This window comes from Cellulomonas sp. P4_B5_2 (assembly GCF_056402235.1).
This window is the reverse complement of sequence record NZ_JBFUHU010000014.1, coordinates 1-20,561: the sequence shown is the minus strand read 5'-3', so window position 1 is coordinate 20,561 and position 20,561 is coordinate 1. Positions and strand designations below refer to the sequence as shown.

The following is a 20,561-nucleotide window of genomic DNA, read 5'->3' as shown; positions in this document are numbered from 1 at the left end:
ACCGGGCAGATCGGGTGTGTCGGGCGACCGCTGCCAGGGATCAGCGGGAGTGGACCATGTCGCCGACGGCGAGGCGCCGCAGGACCTCGATGACGACCGTGGCCGAGCGGTCGGCGGCGTCGTCGACGTGCGTGAGGAAGTCGGCGCCCGCCACCGGACCGCACAGGTCCGAGATGCCGCGGACCGAGAGGAACGGCACCCCGTACAGGTGAGCGGTGTGCGCCAGCGCGGCGGACTCCATGTCGGTGGCCATGGCCGACGGGAACGCCGTACGGATGCGGTCGACGCGGCTGGCGTCGATGAACGCGTCGCCGGACAGGATCATGCCGCTCACGACGCGCAGGTCCACCGTCGCGGTCGCCGCGGCGTCGTGCAGGATCTGCTCGGCCTCGTAGACCTCGGGCATGCCCGGCACCTGCCCCAGCTCGTACCCGAACGCCCGCGCGTCCGCTCCGGAGTAGAGGTACTCGGACCCCACCACGACGTCGCCGACGCGCACCCCGGTGCCGAGCCCGCCCGCGCTGCCCGCGCTGATCACCGCACGCGGGTGCGTGCCCTGGATGGCCACGGCGGCCGCGGTCGCGGAGTTGACGAGCCCGATGCCGCACTGCACGAGCAGCACCTGCCGACCCGAGATCGTGAGCAGCCGGTGCTCGGCGTGGCCCATCGGGGTCGGGTCGCCGGCGACGTCCGCCCGGTTCACGAAGGCGGCGGCCTCGTCGGCCATCGCCGTGACGATGACCGCGTCGACGGCGATCATGCGGTGACCGTGCTCCACTGCTCGCGCGCGCCCAGGAAGGTCCGCGCCGCGTCCTGCGCCCCGGTCAGGGTGTGGTTGGCGCCCCAGCCGCACTGCACCTCGTTGGCTGCGGGCACCTCGGTGGCCGTCGTGATGTCGGTGAGCGTGTCCTGCACCAGGCCGAGCACGTCGTCGTACGCCCACTCGCCCTGCAGGATCAGGTAGAACCCGGTCTGGCAGCCCATCGGGGAGAAGTCGATGACCCGCTCGGAGTGGTTGCGCGAGTGCTCCGCGAACAGGTGCTCGAGCGAGTGGATCGTCGGCATCTCCAGGTGCGCGACGTTCGGCTGGGTGAAGCGGACGTCGTACTTCTGGATGACGTCACCGGCGGGCAGCTGCTTGGTGTCGGCCAGGCGCACGTAGGGCGCGACGACGGTCCGGTGGTCGAGGTTGAACGACTCGACGTTCATGCGGGGCTGGTTCACGGCACAGGTCCTTCGCGATCGGAGGCGTCCATTGTCCCCCGACCGGCGCGTGCGACCGAACCGGTCCTCGTACGATCGGCCGGTGCCGACCCCCGAGTACGTCCTGGACCTGCGCTCCGCCGTCGGGCACCACCTGCTCTGGCTGCCGGGCGTGACCGCGGTCGTCCTGCGCGGCGACGAGGTGCTCCTGGTGAAACGCTCGGACAACGGCGCGTGGACGCCCGTGACCGGCATCGTCGACCCCGGCGAGGAGCCGGCGGTGGCGGGGGCGCGCGAGGTGATGGAGGAGGCGTCGGTCGTCGCCGTCCCCGAGCGGCTGGCCTCCGTGCACGCGCTGCCTCCGATGACGTACGAGAACGGCGACCGGGCCCAGTATCTCGACCTCACGTTCCGGTTCCGGTACGTGTCGGGCGAGCCCTTCCCCGAGGACGGAGAGAACACCGAGGCGGCCTGGTTCCCGCTCGACGCGCTCCCGCCGATGTCCGCGGAGATGCATCGCCGGATCGAGAGCGCACTGGCGCCCGACGGACCGGCGTCGTTCGGCGCCTGAGCTAACGCGCGAGCCGCTCGACCACGGCGCCGTAGAGCCCCGGTGCCGCGGCGGCGAGGGGCACGATCCCGCGCCGCAGGGGCGACCCGGCCGCGACGAGCAGGCCGCTGGTGATGAGCCGGTAGTCCCGGGTCGCGGAGGTCCACGCCTTCTCGTAGGCCGCGTTCGAGCGGTGCACGTCGTCGTCGAGGGTGGCGACGGCGGCGCGGGCCTGCGCCAGCCCGACGCGGACACCCTCGCCGGTGAGGGCGTCGACGTAGCCGGACGCGTCGCCGACGAGCCGCACGCGCCCCGCGGTGCGGCGGCGGGTCTGCTGGTGCAACGGGCCGGCGCCGCGGGCGGGACCGAGCGTCTGCCCGGCACCGAAGTGGCGGCGCAGGGCGCCGAACGTCTCGAGCGTGCTGTCGAAGTCGTGGCGGGCGGGCCCGAGGAGCGCCACCCCGACGATGTCGTCCGCCACCGGTGTCACGTAGGCCTCGACGGACCGACCCCAGTGCACCTCGACCATGTCGGTCCACGGCTCCGCCCGGAAGTGCTTGCGGACGCCGAACCGTCGACCCGTCGCGCGGCGCTGGACCGCGAGGTCCACCTGCCGGCGGACCGTCGAGTGCAGGCCGTCGCAGGCGAGCAGCCAGCGGCCCCGGATCCCCGCGCACCAGACGGAGGACTCGTCCTGCTCGACCGCGCCGCCCCGGCCGGTGACGACGACGGCGCCGAGCTCGGCCGCGCGACGCGCGAGCGCGGCGTGCAGGACGGTCCGGCGGACCCCGAGGCCCGGTGCGGTCGCGAACGGGTGGTCGGCGACGACCGTGCCACGCAGGTACCGGATCCCGGCCAGCGGATGTCCCTCGGGGTGGACGCCGAGGCGAGCCAGTGCCGCGACCGCCCCCGGGAGGAGACCCTCGCCGCACGCCTTGTCCACGGGGGTGGCCCGCGGCTCCACGACGACGACCGACAGGCCGGCCAGACGTCCCTCGATCGCGGCCGCGAGCCCGATCGGACCGCCCCCGATCACCAGCAGGTCGACGTCGGTCATGCCGCGGCCTGGCTGACGGACCGCAGCGCGCGCTCCTCGGTGGGGATCCGGAAACCGAGCAGCAGCACGGCGTTGAGCACGGTGAACGCGACCGCGGTGACCCAGGCGGTGTGCACCAGGGGGAGGGCGGCGCCCTCGACGGCGACGGCGACGTAGTTGGGATGGCTCAGCCACCGGTACGGACCGCGCTTCACCAGGGCGATCCCGGGCACCACGATGACGCGGGTGCTCCACTGGTTGCCGAGCGTCGCGATGCACCACCAGCGCAGCGCGTTCGCGGCCACCACGAGGGCCAGTGCCGTCCAGCCCAGCGCGGGCAGGAACGGCCGGTCGGCCACGTGCACCTCGACCAGGCACGCAACCAGCAGCCCGGTGTGCAGGGCGACCATCGGCGGGTAGTGGCGCTTGCCCGTCTCGACGCCCCCGTGCGCGAACGCCCAGGTCACGTGCCTCTGCGAGACCACCAGCTCGGCCAGGCGCTCGAGCGCGACGACGACGATCAGCCAGTCGTACCAGGTCACCTACGGCTCCTCGGGCCAGCGCAGCAGGACGGTCTCGGTGCACACGCCCGGACCGATGGCGAACAGGACTCCCGCGGACCCGGGGATCTGACCGCCGGCGGCGAGCTCGTCGGCCAGCACGTGCAGCACGCCCGACGAGCTGAGGTTGCCCACCCGGGACAGCGACCGCCAGCTCGCCGCGAACGCCTCGTCGGGCAGGCCCAGGCCGCGGGCCGCCGCCTGCAGGATGCGCGGTCCCCCCGTGTGCGCCACCCACGTGCCCACGTCGGCGACCTTGAGCTGGTGCGCCGCCAGCAGGTCGACCACGCCCGCCCCGAGGTGCTGCTCGACGAGGTCGGCCAGGCTCGCCGCGAGCACGATCCGGAACCCGCTGCCGCCGATGTCCCAGCCCAGCGCGTCGGTGGTGTCCGGGTACAGCGCGCTCCGGGAGTCCACGACGTCGACGCCGCCCTCGACCTGCGCGGCGCGGTCGCTGCCCACCATGACGACCGCCGCGGCGCCGTCCCCGAAGAGCCCGCTGGACACGATGTTCGCCATCGAGTCGTCCCCCTGCTGGAGCGTCAGCGAGCACAGCTCGACCGACACCAGGAGGGCCACGTCCTGCGGGTGGCCCTGCAGGTAGTCGCGGACCCGGGCGATCCCGGCGGCGCCCGCGACGCAGCCGAGCCCGAACACGGGGAGCCGCTTGAGGTCCGGGCGCAGCCCGAGCCGTTCGACCAGGAGCGCGTCGAGCGACGGCGTGGCGATGCCGGTGACGGAGGTGAACAGCAGGAAGTCGACGTCGGCGGCGCCCAGACCGGCCGCGGCCAGGGCCAGCCGGCACGCCTCGGCCGCGAGCGCCGTGCCCTCGCGCACGAACGCGTCGTTGGCGGCCGTGAAGGTGGTGAGCCCGGCGTACTCGTCGAGGGGCAGGGCCAGGTGGCGCGTCTCGATGCCGGTCGCGGCGTGGATCCGCTCGATCGTGGCGCTGCGTCGCGGGTCCGACGAGAGCAGCGGGGCGATCGTGGCGGTGATCTCGCTCTGGGCGTGGACGTGCCGGGGGAGGACGGGGGCGATCGAGGCGATGCGCACCATTCGGGCATCGTGCCATGCGGACGCCAGGGCGCAAGGTCCCACGCGTGAGGTGCGACCTGCGACGATGGCGCCGTGACCGAGGGCTCATTGCGTCAGGGCGCCCGTGACCTCGCGCTGGCGAGCCACCCGGGCCCGACCGTCGCGGTCACCGCGTTCTCGATCGCCATGGCCGCGGGCGCCGGGGCTCCACCGCTGACCACCGCCCTCGTCGGCGCGGCGGTCCTGGCTGGGCAGCTCTCGGTGGGCTGGTCGAACGACTGGATCGACGCCGAGCGGGACGCGGCGGTCGGCCGGACGGACAAGCCCGTCGGCACGGGCCGCCTGAGCGTCTCGACGGTCCGGACCGCGGCACTGTCGGCCGCCGCCGCCTGCGTCGTCCTCTCGCTCGCGCTCGGGTGGAAGGCGGGCCTGGTGCACCTGGCGACGGTCGCGTCGGCCTGGGCCTACAACGCGCGCCTGAAGAGCACGGTGTGGTCCTGGGCGCCCTACGCCTTCTCGTTCGGGTTCCTGCCGCTGGCCATCGCGCTGGCCCTGCCCGGCGCACCGGTCGCCGCGTGGTGGGCGATCGCGGCAGGCGCCCTGCTCGGGGTCGGCGCGCACGGGGCCAACGTGGTGCCCGACCTGCAGGACGACCGGGCCACCGGCGTGCGCGGGCTGCCGCACCGGGTGGGTGGCACGGCGACGAGCATCGGCACGGCCCTCGCGCTCGTCGGCGCGACGGTGCTGCTCGTCCTGGCGCCCCCCGGTCCTCCGCGCGCGATCGCCGCCGGCGCGCTCGTCCTCGCGGTCGGGCTGACGATCGCCGGCACCGTGCTGGCACTGAGCGGCGGGCGCAGCCGGCTGCCGTTCACGTTCGCGATCGGTGTCGCTGCGGTCGACGTCGTCCTGCTGGTGCTCTCGGACTGGGTGGTGGGCTGACCGCTTGACTTCGAGCGCACTCGAAGGGGCAGGGTGCAAGGACACCCCCGATCCAAGGAGCAGCCGTGCGCGTCGGTGTCCACCTCATGCGGTTCGACTCGGTCGAGCCGTCCGCCCTGCGTCAGGAGCTGGCCGACACCGCGTCGGCGGCCGAGGAGGCCGGCCTCGCCTGGGTCTCCGTCATGGACCACTACTTCCAGATGACCGCGGCCGGGTTCCCCGCCGAGGACCCGATGCTCGAGGCCTACACGACGCTCGGCTACCTGGCCGGTGTCACGTCGAACGTGCAGCTCGGCGTCCTGGTCACCGGCGTGACGTACCGGCACCCCGGGCTGCTGGCCAAGATCGTCGCCACGCTCGACGTGCTCAGCGGCGGGCGCGCGACGCTCGGCATCGGGGCCGCCTGGTACGAGGAGGAGCACCGCGGGCTCGGCGTGCCGTACCCGCCGCTGGCCGAGCGGTTCGAGCGGCTCGAGGAGACGCTCCAGATCAGCCGCCAGATGTGGGACCCGACGAACGACGGACCCTTCGACGGCAAGCACTACCAGCTGGCGCAGACTCTCTGCTCGCCCCAGCCGCTGACGCGTCCCGAGCTCCTGATCGGCGGCGGCGGTGAGCGCAAGACGCTGCGCCTGGTGGCCCAGTACGGCGACGCCTGCAACCTCTTCGCGACGACCCCCGACCAGGTCGCCCACAAGCTCGACGTCCTCAAGGGCCACTGCGAGGACGTCGGCCGCGACCCCGCCGAGATCCGGGTGACCCTGCTGCACGGCGGGGACACGCTCCTGACCGGCGACGTCGACACGTTCGTCGAGCAGATGACGCCGTACGCGAAGCTCGGCGTCGAGACCGTGATCCTGCGACCGCCGGCCACCAGCCTGTCGGCGTGGGTGCGGGACGCGGTCGCCCCGGCGGTGCCGGCGGTCGCGGACCTCGGCTGACGGTCTAGGCCGTCGCGACCTCGACCCCGTCCGCCGCCGCGCGCAGCGCCGCGACGTCGAGCTTGCTCATGGTGAGCATCGCGTTCAGGGCGCGGCCTGCGCGGGCGGGGTCGGGGTTGCTCAGCAGCTCGGGCAGGGCGGTCGGGATCACCTGCCAGGACAGGCCCCAGCGGTCCTTGAGCCAGCCGCAGGCCCCCGGCTCGCCGCCGTCCGCGGTCAGGGCGTCCCACACGCGGTCGYACTCCGCCTGGTCCTGGACGGACACCTGCATGGAGAACGCCTCGGTGAAGGAGTACATCGGACCACCGTTGAGCGCCTGGACCTCCAGGCCGTCGAGCACGAAGCTCACGGTGAAGGCGGTGCCGGCCGGCTGCGGGGCGCCCTCGCCGTAGCGGGCGACCGAGACGATGCGGGAGTTCGGGAAGATCGACACGTAGCGCTCGGCGGCCTGCTCTGCCTCGTCGTCGAACCACAGGAACGGGCTGATGGTCTGCATGGCGGTACCTCCGGTGTGAGCGACGCGGGGCCCGGTGCCCGGCGTCCTTCGTCAGGTGGTCGGAGCCGGGTCGGGGATCTCGACATCCTCGGGCAGTCCTCGGCCCGCCGATCCGTCGAGCTGTTCCCAGACCGCCACCGCCTCGTTCCGCGAGGAGACACCGAGCTTGCGGTAGGTCGAGATGGCCTGCGTCTTCACAGTGTTGCGCGACACGCCGAGACGCTCGGCGATCAGAGGGAACGTGAGGTGCGTCGCCAACAGCGGCATGAGCCGCACCTCCGCCGGCGTGAGCGGGTCGGTCCGGCCGAGCGCCGCGGCCTCGTGCACGAGCCCAGCCAGCGCCGCGACGTGGTCGGGGAGGTCTCCCAGGCCGGGCCGCCGGTGCACGATGTCCTCCGCCTGGCGCACCGCCGAGGCCGCCGCATGGAGGTCACCGACCCCGAGCGCGGCTCGGGCGGTCACCAGGAGCGCCTGCGTGGAGACCACGGGTAGGGCAGGGGTGAGCAGGTGGCGCACGGCCAGGGCGCGACGCGTGTGGGCGATCGCCTCGTCGCGCAGGCCGCGGTGCAGCGCCGCGCGGGCGGCCCAGGCATGCACGAGCGCGCTGGTCCAGTAGGTGGCGTGGCCCTCCCGGTCGACGATCGCCCCGGCCCGGTCGACCATGGCGAGGGCCGCCGGCCAGTCGTCCCGCGCGACGGCGACCGCGGCGCGCTCGCATAGGGTGACGGCCACGAGCGGCTGCGCACGCGACGCCTCCGCCGCGTCCATGGCGTCGACGAACAGGTCGTCGGCCGCGTCGAGGTCGCCCTCGAGCAGGGCGGCGAGGCCTTCCGTGTGCAGCATCGTGGCTCGGAAGGGGCTGGCGGGGGACAGCCCGTTCCACGCGGTCCGAGCGTCGAGACGCATCTGCTGGGTCCCGTGGCGCGCCTCGATCGCGTGCAGGTACGCCAGGACACCCTCGACGGTGCTGCCGTCCGGGAGCGGGCCGCTCCGGCGCGTCGCCCTCGCCCGCGCCGACCACTGCTCGGCCTTCGCGGAGTCGCCGACCAGGGCGAAGACCAGCGAGGCGTGCGCGGCGACCGCGGGGAAGGAGTCGACGTCCTCGGCCTCCTCCAGCCAGGACATCCACTGCCGGACGATGTCGATGCCGCCGGCCGCCCAGGTCGGCTGGGCCCACCTCAGGACCAGGTCGGCCACCTGCTGGAGGTCGTGGCTCAGACGTGCGTGCGCGACGGCGGGCCCCGGCCGATCCGCGTCCGCGTACCAGAGTCCCGCGCGACGGTGGAGCTCAGGGACGAGCTCGGGCTCCTTGCGGTGCAGCTCCGCGGCGAGCAGCTCCTGCAGGAGGGGGTGGCACCTGTACCGCTCACCCCCGCGGTCCACCGGCTGCACGACCCCGTGCGCGGCCAGGTGCTCCAGGGCCGCGCCCGAGGAGCGGGCGCGCAGCACCGCGTCGCAGACCGGGCCCGACAGCTCGTCGAGGATCGAGCAGCGGACGAGCAGGGCGGTCTCGCGCGCACTCAGCCCGGCGAGCACCTCGGTCCGCAGGTACTCGCGCATGTACGCGTCGTCCCCCGTGAAGCTGCCCGCTCCCGGGTCGCCGCCGGCGTGCAACGCCAGGGCGGCGAGCCAGACGCTCACCGGCCACCCTTCCGTCCGGCGCAGGAGGTCGGTCGCCGCGGCGGGCGCCAGCGTGATGCCTGTGCGCGCGAGCACGTCGGCGACCTCGTCGTCGCGCAGCGCGAGCTCGGCCGACCCCATCTCGAGGAGCTGGCCGGAGGCGCGGAGCCGGGCGACGGGCAGGCGGGGCCGGGCCCGGGAGGTGAAACCCACGCGCCAGGTCTCGGGCAGCCGGTCGACGACGTCGGTGAGCACGTTGATGCTGCCCGCGTGGGTGATGGCCTGCAGGTCGTCGAGGAGCAGGGTGCGCGGTGGGTGAGCGGCGAGGGTGGACACCAGTCCCGCGACGGACACGACGCCGGGTCCCGGACCCGCCGCGCGGCCGAGAGCGGTCAGGAGGGCGACGGGGTCGTTGTCGGCCTCGGTGCAGGTGTGCCACACCGCGGCCCCTGCCAGGCGCTCCGCCCACTGGGCGAGCACGGCCGACTTGCCGTACCCGGGTGGAGCGACGATGGCGACCACCCGCGCACGCGAGGCCATGAGCTGGTCGACCAGCGCGGCGCGGGGCACGACGCCTGCGTGCGCGCGAGGTCGACCCGTGTCGACGGGGTCCGTCTCCCGCCCGGACGCCGCTCGACGAACCCGCGCGGACGAAACGGACCAAACGTGACGTTCCCCCACACCGGGTCACGCTACCCCCGGGCACCCTACGCACAAGGAGGCGGCTCCCGGTCAGTCCGGCGTGGGGGCAGCCAGGTCGATGTGCGGGACGTCGTCGGTGTCGTCGCCCCACGCGATCCGGCGCGGCGAGTCGTGCGACTCGACGGTCGCGGCATGGTCGCGGTCGAAGTAGTCCCACGCCCAGCTGAGGAACGCGTCGGTGCGGCTGTGCACGCCGCTGAGCAGCATCGCGTGGACCCCGAGCCAGGCGGCGAACGCGAGCGGACCGTCCACCTCGTGGCGGTGCGCACCGACCTCGGCGACGGCGGCGTTGCGGCCGATCATCGCCATGATGCCCTTGTCCTTGTAGTGGAACGGCGCCACGTCGTCGCCCTGCTCGGAGCGCAGGATGTTCTGCGCGGCCCAGCGGCCGGACTGCTGCGCGACCGACCCGAGCTGGGGGAGCGTCGCCTCCCCGGCCTGCGGTCCCGAGGGGATGTTCGCCACGTCGCCGACGGCCCACACCCCGGCGAAGCCCTCGACGCCCAGGTCCGACCGGACGTCGATCCTGCCGCCGCGGCCGGTGCTGGGCCCCGCGTCCTGCGCGATGGCCGAGGCCGACTCGCCGCCCGCCCAGATGACGGTCCGCGTCGGCAGGCTCGTCCCGTCGTCGAGGTCGACCCTGTCCGCGTGGACCTCCTTCACGCCGACGCCCAGCCGCAGGTCGACGCCGTCCTCGGTCAGGTGCCGGTGCGCGTACGTCTGCGCGCGCGAGGAGAACTGGCCCAGCACCGCCTTCCCCCGGTCGACCAGGTGCACCTGGACGTCGTCGGGAACGCGGCCCTGGACCTGCAGCGCCTTCACCAGCTCGGCGAGGGCGCCCGAGACCTCGACGCCGGTCGGGCCCCCGCCGACCACCACGACGTCGCGCGCGTGCGGTCCGAAGGTCCCGTGGGCGGACTCGTCGACGACCAGAGCGCGGTGGTGCCGGCGCAGCCGCTCGGCATCAGCCACCGAGTAGAGCGGGAAGGCGTGCTCGCGTGCGCCGGGGATGCCGAAGAAGTTCGGGCGGGCGCCGGCGGCGAACACCACGTGATCGGCGGACATGGACCGGCCGTCGTCGAGGACGAGCGTGCGGTCCGCGAGCGAGGCGGACGCGACCCCCTGGACCACGACGTCGACGCTCGGCACGTCCGCGAAGATCGCGCGCAGCGGCCGGGCGACGTCCTCGGCCGGCAGCTGCGACGTGGCCACCTGGTAGAGCAGGGGCTGGAACTGGTGGTAGTCGGTGCGGTCGACGAGCGTGGTGTGCACGCCCGCCTCGCCGAGGACCTGCGCCGCCGCCACGCCGGCCAGGCCGCCCCCGAGGACCAGGACGTCCGTCACAGCGACATCTCCTGGACGCGCTCCGCCAGGATGATCCGCGCGGCGGCCTCGATGAGGGCGAGGTGCGAGAACGCCTGCGGGATGTTGCCCAGGTGCCGCGCGGCGTCCACCTCGAACTCCTCGGCGTACAGCCCGAACGGGGAGGCGATCCGGAGCAGGCGCTCCATGAGGTCGAGAGCGCGCTGCCTCTCGCCGACCACCATGAGGGCCGAGACCAGCCAGAACGAGCAGATGACGAACGTGCCCTCCTTGCCGGACATCCCGTCGTCGGTCTCGTCGGTCTTGTAGCGCAGGACGAACCCGTTCTCGGAGAGCTCGTCGGCGATGGCGAGGACGCTCGCGTGCAGGCGCTCGTCGGTGCCGGGCAGCAGGCCGAAGTGCGCCGCCAGCAGGGTCGAGGCGTCGAGCGCGTCCGTGTCGTAGTGCTGCCGCAGGACCCCGCGGTCGCTCACGCCGTGGGAGAGGATGTCGGCCTTGATCTCGGCCGCGGTGGCGGACCAGGACGCCTCCAGGTCCGGCTCGCCGCGGATGCCTGCCAGCTGGGCCGCACGGTCCATGGCGACCCAGCACATGATCTTCGACGACACGTAGTGCTGCGGCTTGCCGCGCGCCTCCCAGATGCCCTGGTCGGGCTGCTGCCAGATCGCTGCGGCGCACTGCGCCTGGGCCTTGACGATCGGCCACAGCCGCGCGGGCAGCCGTTCGCTGCGCCGGGTGTGCAGCAGGATCGAGTCCAGCACGGAGCCGAAGACGTCGTTCTGCTTCTGGTCGAAGGCGCCGTTGCCGAGGCGGACGGGGCGCGCGCCCTGGTACCCGGTGAGCTCGTCGCGGGTAGTCTCGGTGAGGTCGCGCCGGCCGTCGATGCCGTACATGATCTGCAGCGCGCCGTCCTCGTTGGGCTCGACGTCCGCGACGAACTGCATGAACTCGTCGGCCTCCCAGTCGAGCCGCAGGTAGTGCAGCGCCTGGAGCGTGAACGTCGAGTCCCGCATCCAGGTGAACCGGTAGTCCCAGTTGCGCTCGCCGCCGGGGGTCTCGGGCAGCGAGGTCGTCAGGGCGGCCACCGTGGCGCCGGTCGGCATGAAGGTCAGCCCTTTGATCACCAGCGCGGAGCGTTCGACGTAGGGCCGCAGGCGGTGGTCGGGCATGAGCGCCCGGCCCAGCCAGCGCCGCCAGAAGTCGCGGGTCGCCGCGATCCTTGCCACCGCGTCGTCCGAGTCGGCGGGGCCGTCGAGCGAGGCGCCCCACGACAGCGCGCAGAACACCGTCTCGCCCGCGGCGAGCTCGTGCCGGCCGCGGAGCGCGTCGCCCTCGACACCCAGGGCGAGATCGGTGTGCAGGCGCAGCGACAGCCCGTTCCCGCTGATGTCCGCCGTGTGGCCGCCCACCGCGTCGAGCGACCACGGCGACCGCGTCCGGCCGTAGTCGAACGCCGGGTCGCACACGAGCTCGATGCGCACGGACCCCTCGAGGCACGTCGCGGTCCGCACCAGCAGGTGCTCGGCGTCGTCGTCGGAGGGCGGGCGCGTGTGCGGCGTCGTCTCGTCGGGACCCTCGCGCCGGGCCATGGTGAGCGCGTCGCGGACCTCCACCCACCCGGACGGCGTGTGCCACGTGGTGACGAGCACGTTGGTGCCGGGGTCGTACGCACGGGACGTCGGCACGTTGATCCCGTACGGCGCGAACCGGAAGTAGCCGGCGCCGCGGTCGAGCAGGCTGCCGAACACGCTCTGGCTGTCGAACCGGGGGGCGCACAACCAGTCGACCGACCCGTCCGGTGCGACGAGGGCGCCCGTGTGGCAGTCCGAGAGGAAGGCGTACTGGGCGATCGGCGGGAACGGCGATTCCGGGCTGTTCGAGTCCACGGTGTCCTCCTGGTGGGTTGTCCTCAGGCGAGCCGGGCGAGCAGGTGGTCGCCGACCCGCAGGGCGTTCGCCATGGCCGTGAGCGCGGGGTTCACCGCGCCGATGCTCGGGAAGAAGCTGGTGTCGACGACGTAGAGGTTGTCCACCTCGTGCGTCCTGCAGTCGCGGTCGAGCACCGACGTCGCCGGGTCGTCGCCGAACCGGACCGTGCCGGCCTGGTGCGCGCAGCCTGCGACCGGGATGTCGTTCTTCATGTACAGGTCCCGGGGGACGAGGTGGTGCGGGTGCATGCCGAGGTGCCCGAGGTTGTGCTTGACCCGGCTGTACAGCTCGTCGAGGGGCTGCCGGTTGTTCGGGGTGTACGTCAGCACGATGTCCCCGTGGTTGCCCAGGGTCACGCGGTTGTCGGGGTCGGGCAGGTCCTCGGCCGACAGCCAGAAGTCGACCGCGTGCTCCGCGACCTCCTCGAGGGCGAACAGCGGCGCAAGCTTCGCGATGGGCTTCTCGCCGCGGTACATCGGCGCGGACGACTTGCCGACCATCTGCACGTTGCCCATGGGGAACGCGAAGTGCTCGTCGCCGAAGTAGTAGTCGTTGACGCCGAGGGTCTTCTGGAACCGGGTGTCGTTGCGCTCGATGGAGATCGCCAGGAACGCCCGGCTGTTGTGGAACATGTAGTGGCGGCCCACGTGGTCGGACCCGTTGGCCAGACCGTTCGGGTGCCGGTCGTTGGCGCTGGCCAGGAGGAGCTTCGCCGAGTTGGCGGCACCGGCCGAGACCACGACGACATCGCCGGAGAACCGCTGCTCGACGCCGTCGACGTGGGCGACCACCGAGGTCACCGTGCGCCCGGAGTCGTCGGTCTCCAGCCGGCGCACCTCGGCGTTGCGGACCAGCGTGACGTTCGGGTGCTCCACGGCGGGCCGCACCGCGATGACCTCCGCGTCGGACTTGGCGTGCAGCAGGCACGCGAACCCGTCGCACGTGGCGGTGCGGATGCAGGGGCTGTAGGCCGGGTTCGCCTCGTCAAGCATGATGCCCGAGGGGGAGTGGAACGGGTGCAGGCCGATCTTCGCCATGTCGTCGAAGAGGCGCTGGATGCGCGGCTCGTGCGACACCGGGGGGAACGGGTACGGGCCGCTCGACGGCGGTTCGGTGGGGTCCTCGCCGCGCGCGCCGTGCACCTGGTACAGGTCCTCGGCCTGCGTGTAGTACGGCTCGAACTCGTCGTACCCGACCGTCCACGCCGGCGAGATACCGCCGTGGTGCTGCAGCTCCCCGAAGTCCCGCTCGCGCAGCCGGTAGAGCGCGGCGCCGTAGAACTTGGTCGCGCCGCCCACGTTGTAGTGCACCTGCGGCTGGAACGCCCGGCCCTGGTGGTCGTACCAGGTGTCCTTGGAGACGTACCGGTTCTTGACGAACACCTCGGTCGCGTCCCAGTTGGCCAGCTCGCGCGGCAGCCAGTCGCCCCGTTCGAGAAGGAGGATCTTCTTGCCCGAGGGGGCCAGGCGGTGCGCGAGGGTCCCGCCTCCCGCGCCCGACCCGATGATGACGACGTCGTAGTGCTCGGTCATCTCGTCCGCCTCACAGACCCGGGCTGCTGTGCATGATGCCGCCGTCGGCGAAGATCGTCGTGGCCGTGAGGTACGTCGCGCCGTCGCCCGCCAGGAAGGCGACGAGGCTGGCGATCTCCTCGGGCTCGGCCATCCGGCCGAGCGGGATGGCGGCGTCGAGCGTCTTCATCTTCTCGGGGTCGTTCATGGTCGACGTGTTGATCGGGGTGGCGACCGCGCCGGGCCCGACGCCGACCACCTGCACCCCCTGCGGCCCGAGCTCGACGCCCGCGGTCCGGGTCAGCATCCGCATCCCGCCCTTGGACAGGCAGTAGGCGGTGTTCCCGGGCATGGGCCAGTCCTCGTGCACCGACGTCATGTTGATGATCCGGCCGCCCGTGCCCTGCTTGATCATCTGCTTGGCGGCGATCTGGGTGCCGAAGAACGCGCTCTTGAGGTTGATGTCCATGACGCGCTGGTACTGCTCCTCGGTGGTGTCGAGGACCGACGTGCGCGTCTCGATGCCCGCGTTGTTCACCATGATGTCGAGGCGACCGAACGCCTCCACCGTGCGCGCGACGAGCATCTCCAGGTCCGCGACCTTGCTGACGTCCGCGTCCACCCCGATGGCCTGGTCGCCGAGGGCGTGCACCTGCTTCTCCAGCTCCTCGGTGGCCTCGGGGTGGGCGACGAAGTCGATGACGATGTTCGCCCCCGCCTCCGCGAGCGCCAGGACGACCGCCTTGCCGATGCCGCTGTTACCGCCCGTGACCACCGCCACTTTCCCGTGCAGGCTCATGCGCGTGCTCCTTCGTCGAGAGGTGCGGACGGGCCCGTGCTCGGGTCCGGTGGTGCGGCCGTCGCGGGGCCGACGACCCGGCGACGGAAGACGACGTACGTCCAGCCCTGGTACAGCAGCACCACGGGGACGAGGACCAGCGCGACGATCGTCATGACCCTGAGCGCGTACGGCCCGGACGCCGTGCTCGTGACGGTGAGGCTGTCGGCCGCCGCGGAGCTGGACACCAGGACGTTCGGGTAGAGGTTGGCGAAGATCGTCACGACGGTCAGCGCGATCCCGAGCGCCGTCGCCGTGAAYGCCCAGCCCTCGCGGTGCGCCCGCAGCAGGGCACCCGCGGCGAGCACCGCCACCACGGCGAGCGCGGGCGGCAGGACACCGCGCAGCGCGGGGGCGTCGGACACGGACGGTGTCCAGACGGCGAGTCCGACCAGCAGCACGGCCGCCGGGACGTGGGCGACGGCGGCGGCGCGGTGCGCGCGGTGGCGCACCGGACCCTCGGTCCGCAGAGCGAGGAACGTGGCGCCGTGCAGCACGCACAGGGCGGTGAGGGTGAGCCCGACGAGCAGGCCGTAGCCCGTGACGGAGTCGGCGACCGTGCCGGTGAACTCCTCGGAGGAGTCGACCGGCAGGCCGGCGAGGAGGTTGCCGAGTGCGACGCCGAGGAGGAGAGGGCACAGGGCGCTGCCGATCGTCAGGCTCCACGACCAGGTCTGCCGCCAGCGGGTCGCCTCCATCCGCCCTCGGAACTCGAACGAGACGCCCCGGCCGATGAGCGCCACGAGCAGGAGCACCAGCGGCAGGTACATCGCGGAGAACCACGTGGCGTACCAGCTGGGGAAGGCGGCGAAGATCGCGGCGGCGCCGACGATCAGCCAGACCTCGTTGCCGTCCCAGAAGGGGCCGATGGAGTTGATCGCGACGCGCTCCTCGGTGTCGGTGCGCCCCACCGCCTTGTGCAGCATGCCCACGCCGAAGTCGAACCCCTCCAGCACGAAGAAGCCGGTCCAGAGGAACGCGACGATGACGAACCACAGCGTCGGCAGGGTCATCGGGACACCTCCTCAGAACGTCAGGGCCGGGACGCGGGGCCGGCCGTCGTCGTCGCTGTCCTCGGGCTCCTCGAGCTCCAGGCCGCGACGCGCGTACCGGAGCATGAGGAAGACGTTGACGGCACCGAGCACGACGAAGGCGGCGTAGAACACGACGAGGCTGACCAGCAGCTCGGTGGCGCTGACGGACGGGGAGGCACCGTCGGAGGTCTTCATGAGGCCCTGCACGATCCAGGGCTGGCGGCCGTTCTCGGTGAGCATCCAGCCGGCCGTGTTCATGAGGAACGGCGCGGCGACGGCCCACGTCGCCACGAACAGGAACACGCGCGCCGTCGGCAGCCGGCGGCGCCAGACCAGCCACACGCCCCAGAGGGCGACGAGCGCGGCGAGCGAGCCGAGGTACGCCATCACGCGCATCGACCAGTACTGCACGAAGACGTTGGGCACGTAGTCCCCGGGCCCGTACTGCTCCTGGTACTGCGCATTCAGCTCGTCCATCCCCTGGACCTCGCCGTCCCACGTCCCGGTGGCGAGGATCGAGAGCAGGTGGGGGATCTCGATGATCTTCGACGGGTCCTGGTCGTTGTTGCCGCCGCCGATCTGGAACGCCGAGAACGAGCACGGCTGGCACGTGGTCCACTGCGCCTCGGCCGCGGCGATCTTCATCGGCTGGTACGTCGCCTCGATGACCCCGAGGTGGCTGCCGACACCGAGCGCCAGCAGGATCGACGGGAGCAGCACGGCGAGCGACACCTTCGCCGAGCGCGTGAACAGCTCGGTGTGCCGGCCGCGGCGCAGGTACCACGCCGACACCGCCAGCATGAGCACCGACCCCGTGACCAGCGACGCGGTCAGCACGTGCGCGTATCCCCACAGGAAGACGGGGTTGGTCATCACGGCGCCGATGTCGGACAGCTCGGGCCGCCCGGTGGCCTGGTCGACGGTGTAGCCGACCGGGTTCTGCATCCACGAGTTCGCGGCCATGATGAAGGCGGCCGACCCCGCGGCGCCGGCGGCGACGAGCCACACGGTCAGCAGGTGAACCCGCCGGGGGAGCACGTTCCAGCCGAACACCCAGAGCCCGATGAACGTCGACTCGAGGAAGAACGCGGCGAGCCCCTCCATCGCCAGCGGCGCCCCGAACACGTCCCCGACGTACCGCGAGTACGCCGACCAGTTCATCCCGAACTGGAACTCCTGGATCAGCCCCGTCACCACGCCGACGGCCACGTTGATCAGCAGCAGCGTGCCGAAGAACCTCGTCAGCCGCTTGTGGTCGGGGTTGCCGGACCGGAACCACATCGTGTGCAGCACGGCGACCAGGAAGCCCAGGCCGATGGTGACCGGGACGAAGAGGAAGTGGTAGATGCTCGTCGACGCGAACTGCAGGCGCGCCAGGTCGAGGTCGGACACCCGTGCTCCCATCCCTCGACGGTGCGGGTCCGGTGGACGCGTGCGGGTGGCGCGTCGGCTCGTCCCGAGCGTGGCACCGTGCGGCGCGGCGGAGCATCATCCCGTCGGGATGAAACCCGCGGTCACCAGTGCGCGGGTGCCACCAGGCCGGACGGGAGCAGGGTGGCGCGGTCGCCGCGGGCGGAGGCCACCTGCGGAGGCGTCACGAACAGTGCGTCGGTCAGGTTCGCGCCGGCGAGGTCCGCGCCCCGCAGGTCCGCGCCCAGGAGGTCGGCGCGCCGCAGGTCGGCACCGCGCAGGTCGGCGCCGAGCAGGTAGGCGCCACGCAGATCGGCTCCACGCAGGTCGGCGCCGCCGAGCCGGGCGCCGACGAGGTCCGCGTCCCGGTGTCGTGGTCCGGGTCGACCGGCGCGGGCCAGCTCGCTCGCGCGTCCCAGCAGCGGACCCACCTGACGGCGGCGGGCTGCGACGTCGACCTCCGCCAGCCGCGCAGGGTCGCCGTCCGCGTCCGCTGCGATCTCGTCGCGGGCGCGTGCCAGGTCCAGGTGCACGGCCGCTGCCTCGGGGATCGCGAGGGCCTCCGCGAGGTACGCGAGCAGCTCGTGCAGGTGCCGCACGACCGGGAAGACCGCGAACATCTCGCGCGCCAGCTCCGGGTCGTCGCGCCAGGTCCGCCCACCGAACGTCCCCTGCGTGACGTGCTGGCCGGCACCGAAGCACTCGTACGCCGTGCACCCGGCCATGCCGCGATCCCGCAGGGTGGCGTGGACCCCGCACCGGAAGTCGGTCTGCAGGTGCCTGCACGGTTCGGCGGCGGGCTTGTCGAACGCGAAGTCCGACGACCGGGCGAACGGCAGCGCGACGCAGCACAGGCCGACGCAGCGGGCGCAGTCGGACCGCAGCTCGAGGCGGGTACCGGGCACTCGTCGAGGCTAGGTCACTCCACCGCGTCGATCAGCCGCCGCACCGCCGCGACATGGTCTCGCAGGGCCTGCCGGCCGACGTCGGTCAGCCCCACCCACGTCGTCCGTCGTCCCGCGTGGACGCCCTTGCGGCTGTGCAGGTAGCCGGCCTCGACCAGCGTCGAGACGTGCTTGGAGAGCACCGAGTCGCTGACGTCGAGGACGTCGCGCAACGTCGCGAACTCGGCCTCGGACACCCCGGACAACGTCGCGACGAGCTGCAGCCGCGTCGGGGCGTGGATCAGCGGATCGAGTCCGACCATCAGCCGACGACCAGCAGCACCGCGAAGCCCAGGCACGCGACCACGGCGAGCGCCGCGAGCACCCGCGGAGAGGCACCACGCTCGTGGGCGGCCGGATCGTGGCGGTAGGTCCGCCACCAGTGGCGGGTGCCCAGCGCGCAGCCGACTCCTCCGGCCACGGACGCCAGCGCGACGAGCCACCACTGCGACGTGAAGGCGGCCCAGATCCCGGCGGCGAGCGCGCCGAGGTAGACCAGGGAGGCGCTGGCGCCGGCCGCGAGGACGATCTGGCTGGCGAGACCGTCGACCCGGACCCCGTTGAGCCGGCTGAACCGGTGCAGCAGGAGCGCGGCCACCCCCAGGAAGACCGCCAGCCCGGCCAGCACGACGGCGAGCCCGGCCACCGTCTGCGCGGCGATCCCGTAGGCGGCGGTGCCGAGCTGGACCGCCACCGCACCGGCGAACACCACGAGGAAGCCGGTGGGCAGTCGGAGGCCCGCGGTCAGCCGCCGGCGCGCTTCGTCGGCCACCGCCAGGTCTGCGCGTGCGTCGTCGGGGTCGGGGCGCTCCGGGTTACTTTCCATGGTGGAAAGTATGGGTCGAACTTTCCAGATTGGCAAGTAGCACGTCTGCCGTCGGCGGATCTGCCGACGGCAGACCCGGGACCCGTGGCCCGTCGGCGCGTGTGACGGTCGAGTGGTCAGCATCCGACGAGGAGGCCCCCATGAGCACCGCCCCACCCACCGTCCGCCCGTTCGACGACGACCTGTCCACCCGCCTGCTGCACCAGCGCATCGTCGTGCTGGGTCAGGAGGTCGACGACACCATCGCCAACCGCGTCTGCGCCCAGCTGCTCCTCCTGTCCGCCGAGGACCCGCGCCGGGACATCGCCCTCTACATCAACTCGCCGGGCGGCTCGGTGAGTGCGGCGCTCGCGATGTACGACACCATGCGGCTCATCCCGAACGACGTGTCGACGCTCGCGATGGGGCTGGCGGCGAGCGCGGCCCAGTTCCTGCTCAGTGCCGGGACGCCGGGCAAGCGGTACGCGCTGCGGCACTCGCGTGTGCTCATGCACCAGCCGTCCGGGGGCATCGGCGGCACCGCGATCGACATCGCGATCCAGGCGCAGAACATGGCCCACGTGAAGCGCACCATGCAGTCGCTCACCGCCGAGCACACCGGCCAGACCGTCGAGACGATCGAGCGCGACGCCGACCGCGACCGCTGGTTCACGGCCGAGGAGGCGCTGGCGTACGGGTTCATCGACCGCGTGGTCGAGCACCTGGACGACGTGCGGCCGGACGCGTCGTTGCGACGGGCGGGCCTGTGATGGCCGGGCAGTACACGATCCCGGTGGTCATCGAGCAGCGGCCGACCGGCGAGCGTGCGTCGGACGTCTACTCGCGGCTGCTCACGGACCGGATCATCTTCCTCGGCACCGAGATCGACGACGGCGTGGCCAACGTGGTGATCGCGCAGCTGCTGCACCTGCAGTCGGAGAGCCAGGACTCGCCCATCCACCTGTACATCAACTCGCCGGGCGGCTCGRTCACCGCGCTGCTGGCCGTCTACGACACGATCCAGTACATCAAGCCGACCGTGGCCACCTTCTGCCTCGGACAGGCCGCGTCGGCCGCGGCCGTGCTCCTGGCGGCGGGCACCCCCGGCAACCGGCACGTCCTGGAGCACGCGCGGGTCCTGCTGCACCAGCCGTCGGGCGGGGGAGAGGGGACCGCGGCCGACCTGGAGATCCAGGCCCGGGAGATCGGGCGGCTGCGCGAGCAGGTGGACGAGATCCTGCACCGGCACACGGGCCAACCGCTGGCCAAGCTCCGCACCGACACCGAGCGCGACCTGATCCTCACCGCGCAGCAGGCGGTCGACTACGGCCTGGCGGACCGGGTGGTGACCACGCTCAAGGAGGTGCCGCCGATCGCCTGATGCGTCAGGCGGCGAGCAGGACCGCGTCGCCGGCACGGCCGACCGGTGCGGCGGCGTCGGCGCGGGCCGTCAGCGTGGTGATGCTGGCGAGCTCGCGCCCGGCGCCGGCCCGTTCGACGGCAGCGGGTGCGGTGAGGTCCACGACCACGCGGCCCTCCGCCCGCGCGAGCTGCGCGTGCGCGGTGCCGACGAGGTCGACCAGTCGCAGTCCGAGCGCGCGGCAGACGGCGGCGAGCACCTCCGACGACGCCTCCTTGCGGCCGCGCTCGACCTCGGAGAGATAGGCGACGGACACGCGGGCGTCC

22 protein-coding genes are annotated in these 20,561 nt (G+C 72.9%); 5 read left to right on the top strand and 17 right to left on the bottom strand.

The annotated features are described in order from the left end of the window. Positions 1–40: 40 nt before the first annotated feature. Both AC1DUQ_RS02005 and AC1DUQ_RS02000 read right to left on the bottom strand, forming a co-directional pair. The gene (locus tag AC1DUQ_RS02005; protein ID WP_477060737.1) at positions 41–760 is read right to left on the bottom strand and encodes a 5'-methylthioadenosine/adenosylhomocysteine nucleosidase; all 720 of its coding nucleotides are present in this window, start codon (positions 758–760) and stop codon (positions 41–43) included. After that, a complete protein-coding gene (locus AC1DUQ_RS02000) occupies positions 757–1,209 on the bottom strand; it encodes an S-ribosylhomocysteine lyase (protein WP_477060829.1) in 453 nt (150 codons plus the stop codon). The genes AC1DUQ_RS02005 and AC1DUQ_RS02000 overlap by 4 nt, the downstream gene beginning before the upstream one ends. A 97-nt stretch (positions 1,210–1,306) precedes the next feature. On the opposite strand from AC1DUQ_RS02000, the gene AC1DUQ_RS01995 reads away from it, so the two are divergent. Then, positions 1,307–1,774: an NUDIX hydrolase gene (locus AC1DUQ_RS01995; RefSeq protein ID WP_477060738.1), complete on the top strand. Its 468-nt coding sequence runs from the start codon at positions 1,307–1,309 to the stop codon at positions 1,772–1,774. 1 nt (position 1,775) lies between these two features. On the opposite strand, the gene AC1DUQ_RS01990 is transcribed toward AC1DUQ_RS01995, so the two are convergent. Genes AC1DUQ_RS01990 through AC1DUQ_RS01980 form a run of 3 tightly spaced genes read right to left on the bottom strand, consistent with a single transcriptional unit; the run spans position 1,776 to position 4,405 of the window. Continuing rightward, complete coding sequence (locus tag AC1DUQ_RS01990; RefSeq protein ID WP_477060739.1) at positions 1,776–2,810, bottom strand: NAD(P)/FAD-dependent oxidoreductase; 1,035 nt, start codon at positions 2,808–2,810, stop codon at positions 1,776–1,778. Then, positions 2,807–3,331, bottom strand: a complete 525-nt coding sequence (locus tag AC1DUQ_RS01985; RefSeq protein WP_477060740.1) for an isoprenylcysteine carboxyl methyltransferase family protein — start codon at positions 3,329–3,331, stop codon at positions 2,807–2,809. The genes AC1DUQ_RS01990 and AC1DUQ_RS01985 overlap by 4 nt, the downstream gene beginning before the upstream one ends. After that, entirely contained in the window at positions 3,332–4,405 is a 1,074-nt protein-coding gene (locus AC1DUQ_RS01980; protein ID WP_477060741.1) for a type III polyketide synthase, read from the bottom strand. A 72-nt stretch (positions 4,406–4,477) separates the two neighbouring features. On the opposite strand from AC1DUQ_RS01980, the gene AC1DUQ_RS01975 reads away from it, so the two are divergent. Both AC1DUQ_RS01975 and AC1DUQ_RS01970 read left to right on the top strand, forming a co-directional pair. After that, a complete protein-coding gene (locus AC1DUQ_RS01975; protein ID WP_477060742.1) occupies positions 4,478–5,323 on the top strand; it encodes a UbiA family prenyltransferase in 846 nt (281 codons plus the stop codon). A 65-nt stretch (positions 5,324–5,388) separates the two neighbouring features. Next, on the top strand, positions 5,389–6,264 hold the full coding sequence (locus AC1DUQ_RS01970) for an LLM class F420-dependent oxidoreductase (RefSeq protein WP_477060743.1): 876 nt from the start codon (positions 5,389–5,391) through the stop codon (positions 6,262–6,264). Between the two features lie 4 nt (positions 6,265–6,268). Here AC1DUQ_RS01970 and AC1DUQ_RS01965 read toward each other — a convergent pair whose 3' ends face one another. The 11 genes from AC1DUQ_RS01965 to AC1DUQ_RS01915 form a co-directional block, all read right to left on the bottom strand. Continuing rightward, positions 6,269–6,760, bottom strand: a complete 492-nt coding sequence (locus AC1DUQ_RS01965; RefSeq protein ID WP_477073325.1) for a VOC family protein — start codon at positions 6,758–6,760, stop codon at positions 6,269–6,271. Positions 6,761–6,811: 51 nt separating this feature from the next. Then, positions 6,812–8,950, bottom strand: a complete 2,139-nt coding sequence (locus AC1DUQ_RS01960) for a winged helix-turn-helix domain-containing protein (protein WP_477060745.1) — start codon at positions 8,948–8,950, stop codon at positions 6,812–6,814. A 162-nt stretch (positions 8,951–9,112) separates the two neighbouring features. Continuing rightward, positions 9,113–10,426 (bottom strand): NAD(P)/FAD-dependent oxidoreductase, encoded by a 1,314-nt coding sequence (locus tag AC1DUQ_RS01955; RefSeq protein WP_477060746.1) that lies wholly within the window; start codon positions 10,424–10,426, stop codon positions 9,113–9,115. After that, on the bottom strand, positions 10,423–12,291 hold the full coding sequence (locus AC1DUQ_RS01950) for a glycoside hydrolase family 15 protein (RefSeq protein ID WP_477060747.1): 1,869 nt from the start codon (positions 12,289–12,291) through the stop codon (positions 10,423–10,425). The genes AC1DUQ_RS01955 and AC1DUQ_RS01950 overlap by 4 nt, the downstream gene beginning before the upstream one ends. Positions 12,292–12,314: 23 nt before the next feature. After that, positions 12,315–13,865 carry a GMC family oxidoreductase gene (locus AC1DUQ_RS01945; protein WP_477060748.1) on the bottom strand — a complete coding sequence of 517 codons (1,551 nt, stop codon included), beginning with the start codon at positions 13,863–13,865 and terminating at the stop codon, positions 12,315–12,317. Between the two features lie 10 nt (positions 13,866–13,875). Beyond that, entirely contained in the window at positions 13,876–14,643 is a 768-nt protein-coding gene (locus tag AC1DUQ_RS01940) for a glucose 1-dehydrogenase (RefSeq protein WP_477060749.1), read from the bottom strand. Beyond that, positions 14,640–15,695, bottom strand: coding sequence for a cytochrome d ubiquinol oxidase subunit II (gene cydB / locus AC1DUQ_RS01935; protein ID WP_477060750.1), 1,056 nt, complete (start codon positions 15,693–15,695; stop codon positions 14,640–14,642). Before cydB ends, AC1DUQ_RS01940 begins: the two co-directional genes overlap by 4 nt. 12 nt (positions 15,696–15,707) lie before the next feature. Beyond that, complete coding sequence (locus AC1DUQ_RS01930; RefSeq protein WP_477060751.1) at positions 15,708–17,120, bottom strand: cytochrome ubiquinol oxidase subunit I; 1,413 nt, start codon at positions 17,118–17,120, stop codon at positions 15,708–15,710. A gap of 110 nt (positions 17,121–17,230) precedes the next feature. After that, positions 17,231–18,031, bottom strand: a complete 801-nt coding sequence (locus AC1DUQ_RS01925; protein ID WP_477060752.1) for a pentapeptide repeat-containing protein — start codon at positions 18,029–18,031, stop codon at positions 17,231–17,233. Between the two features lie 14 nt (positions 18,032–18,045). Then, positions 18,046–18,333 (bottom strand): transcriptional regulator, encoded by a 288-nt coding sequence (locus tag AC1DUQ_RS01920; RefSeq protein WP_477060753.1) that lies wholly within the window; start codon positions 18,331–18,333, stop codon positions 18,046–18,048. After that, positions 18,333–18,896, bottom strand: a complete 564-nt coding sequence (locus AC1DUQ_RS01915) for a hypothetical protein (protein WP_477060754.1) — start codon at positions 18,894–18,896, stop codon at positions 18,333–18,335. The genes AC1DUQ_RS01920 and AC1DUQ_RS01915 overlap by 1 nt, the downstream gene beginning before the upstream one ends. 140 nt (positions 18,897–19,036) lie before the next feature. On the opposite strand from AC1DUQ_RS01915, the gene AC1DUQ_RS01910 reads away from it, so the two are divergent. Further along, positions 19,037–19,645: a ClpP family protease gene (locus tag AC1DUQ_RS01910; RefSeq protein WP_477060755.1), complete on the top strand. Its 609-nt coding sequence runs from the start codon at positions 19,037–19,039 to the stop codon at positions 19,643–19,645. Next, complete coding sequence (locus AC1DUQ_RS01905) at positions 19,645–20,256, top strand: ClpP family protease (protein ID WP_477073324.1); 612 nt, start codon at positions 19,645–19,647, stop codon at positions 20,254–20,256. Before AC1DUQ_RS01910 ends, AC1DUQ_RS01905 begins: the two co-directional genes overlap by 1 nt. Positions 20,257–20,260: 4 nt before the next feature. On the opposite strand, the gene AC1DUQ_RS01900 is transcribed toward AC1DUQ_RS01905, so the two are convergent. Then, positions 20,261–20,561 (bottom strand): helix-turn-helix domain-containing protein (locus AC1DUQ_RS01900; protein WP_477073323.1); only part of this gene is annotated, 301 nt, incomplete at its 5' end.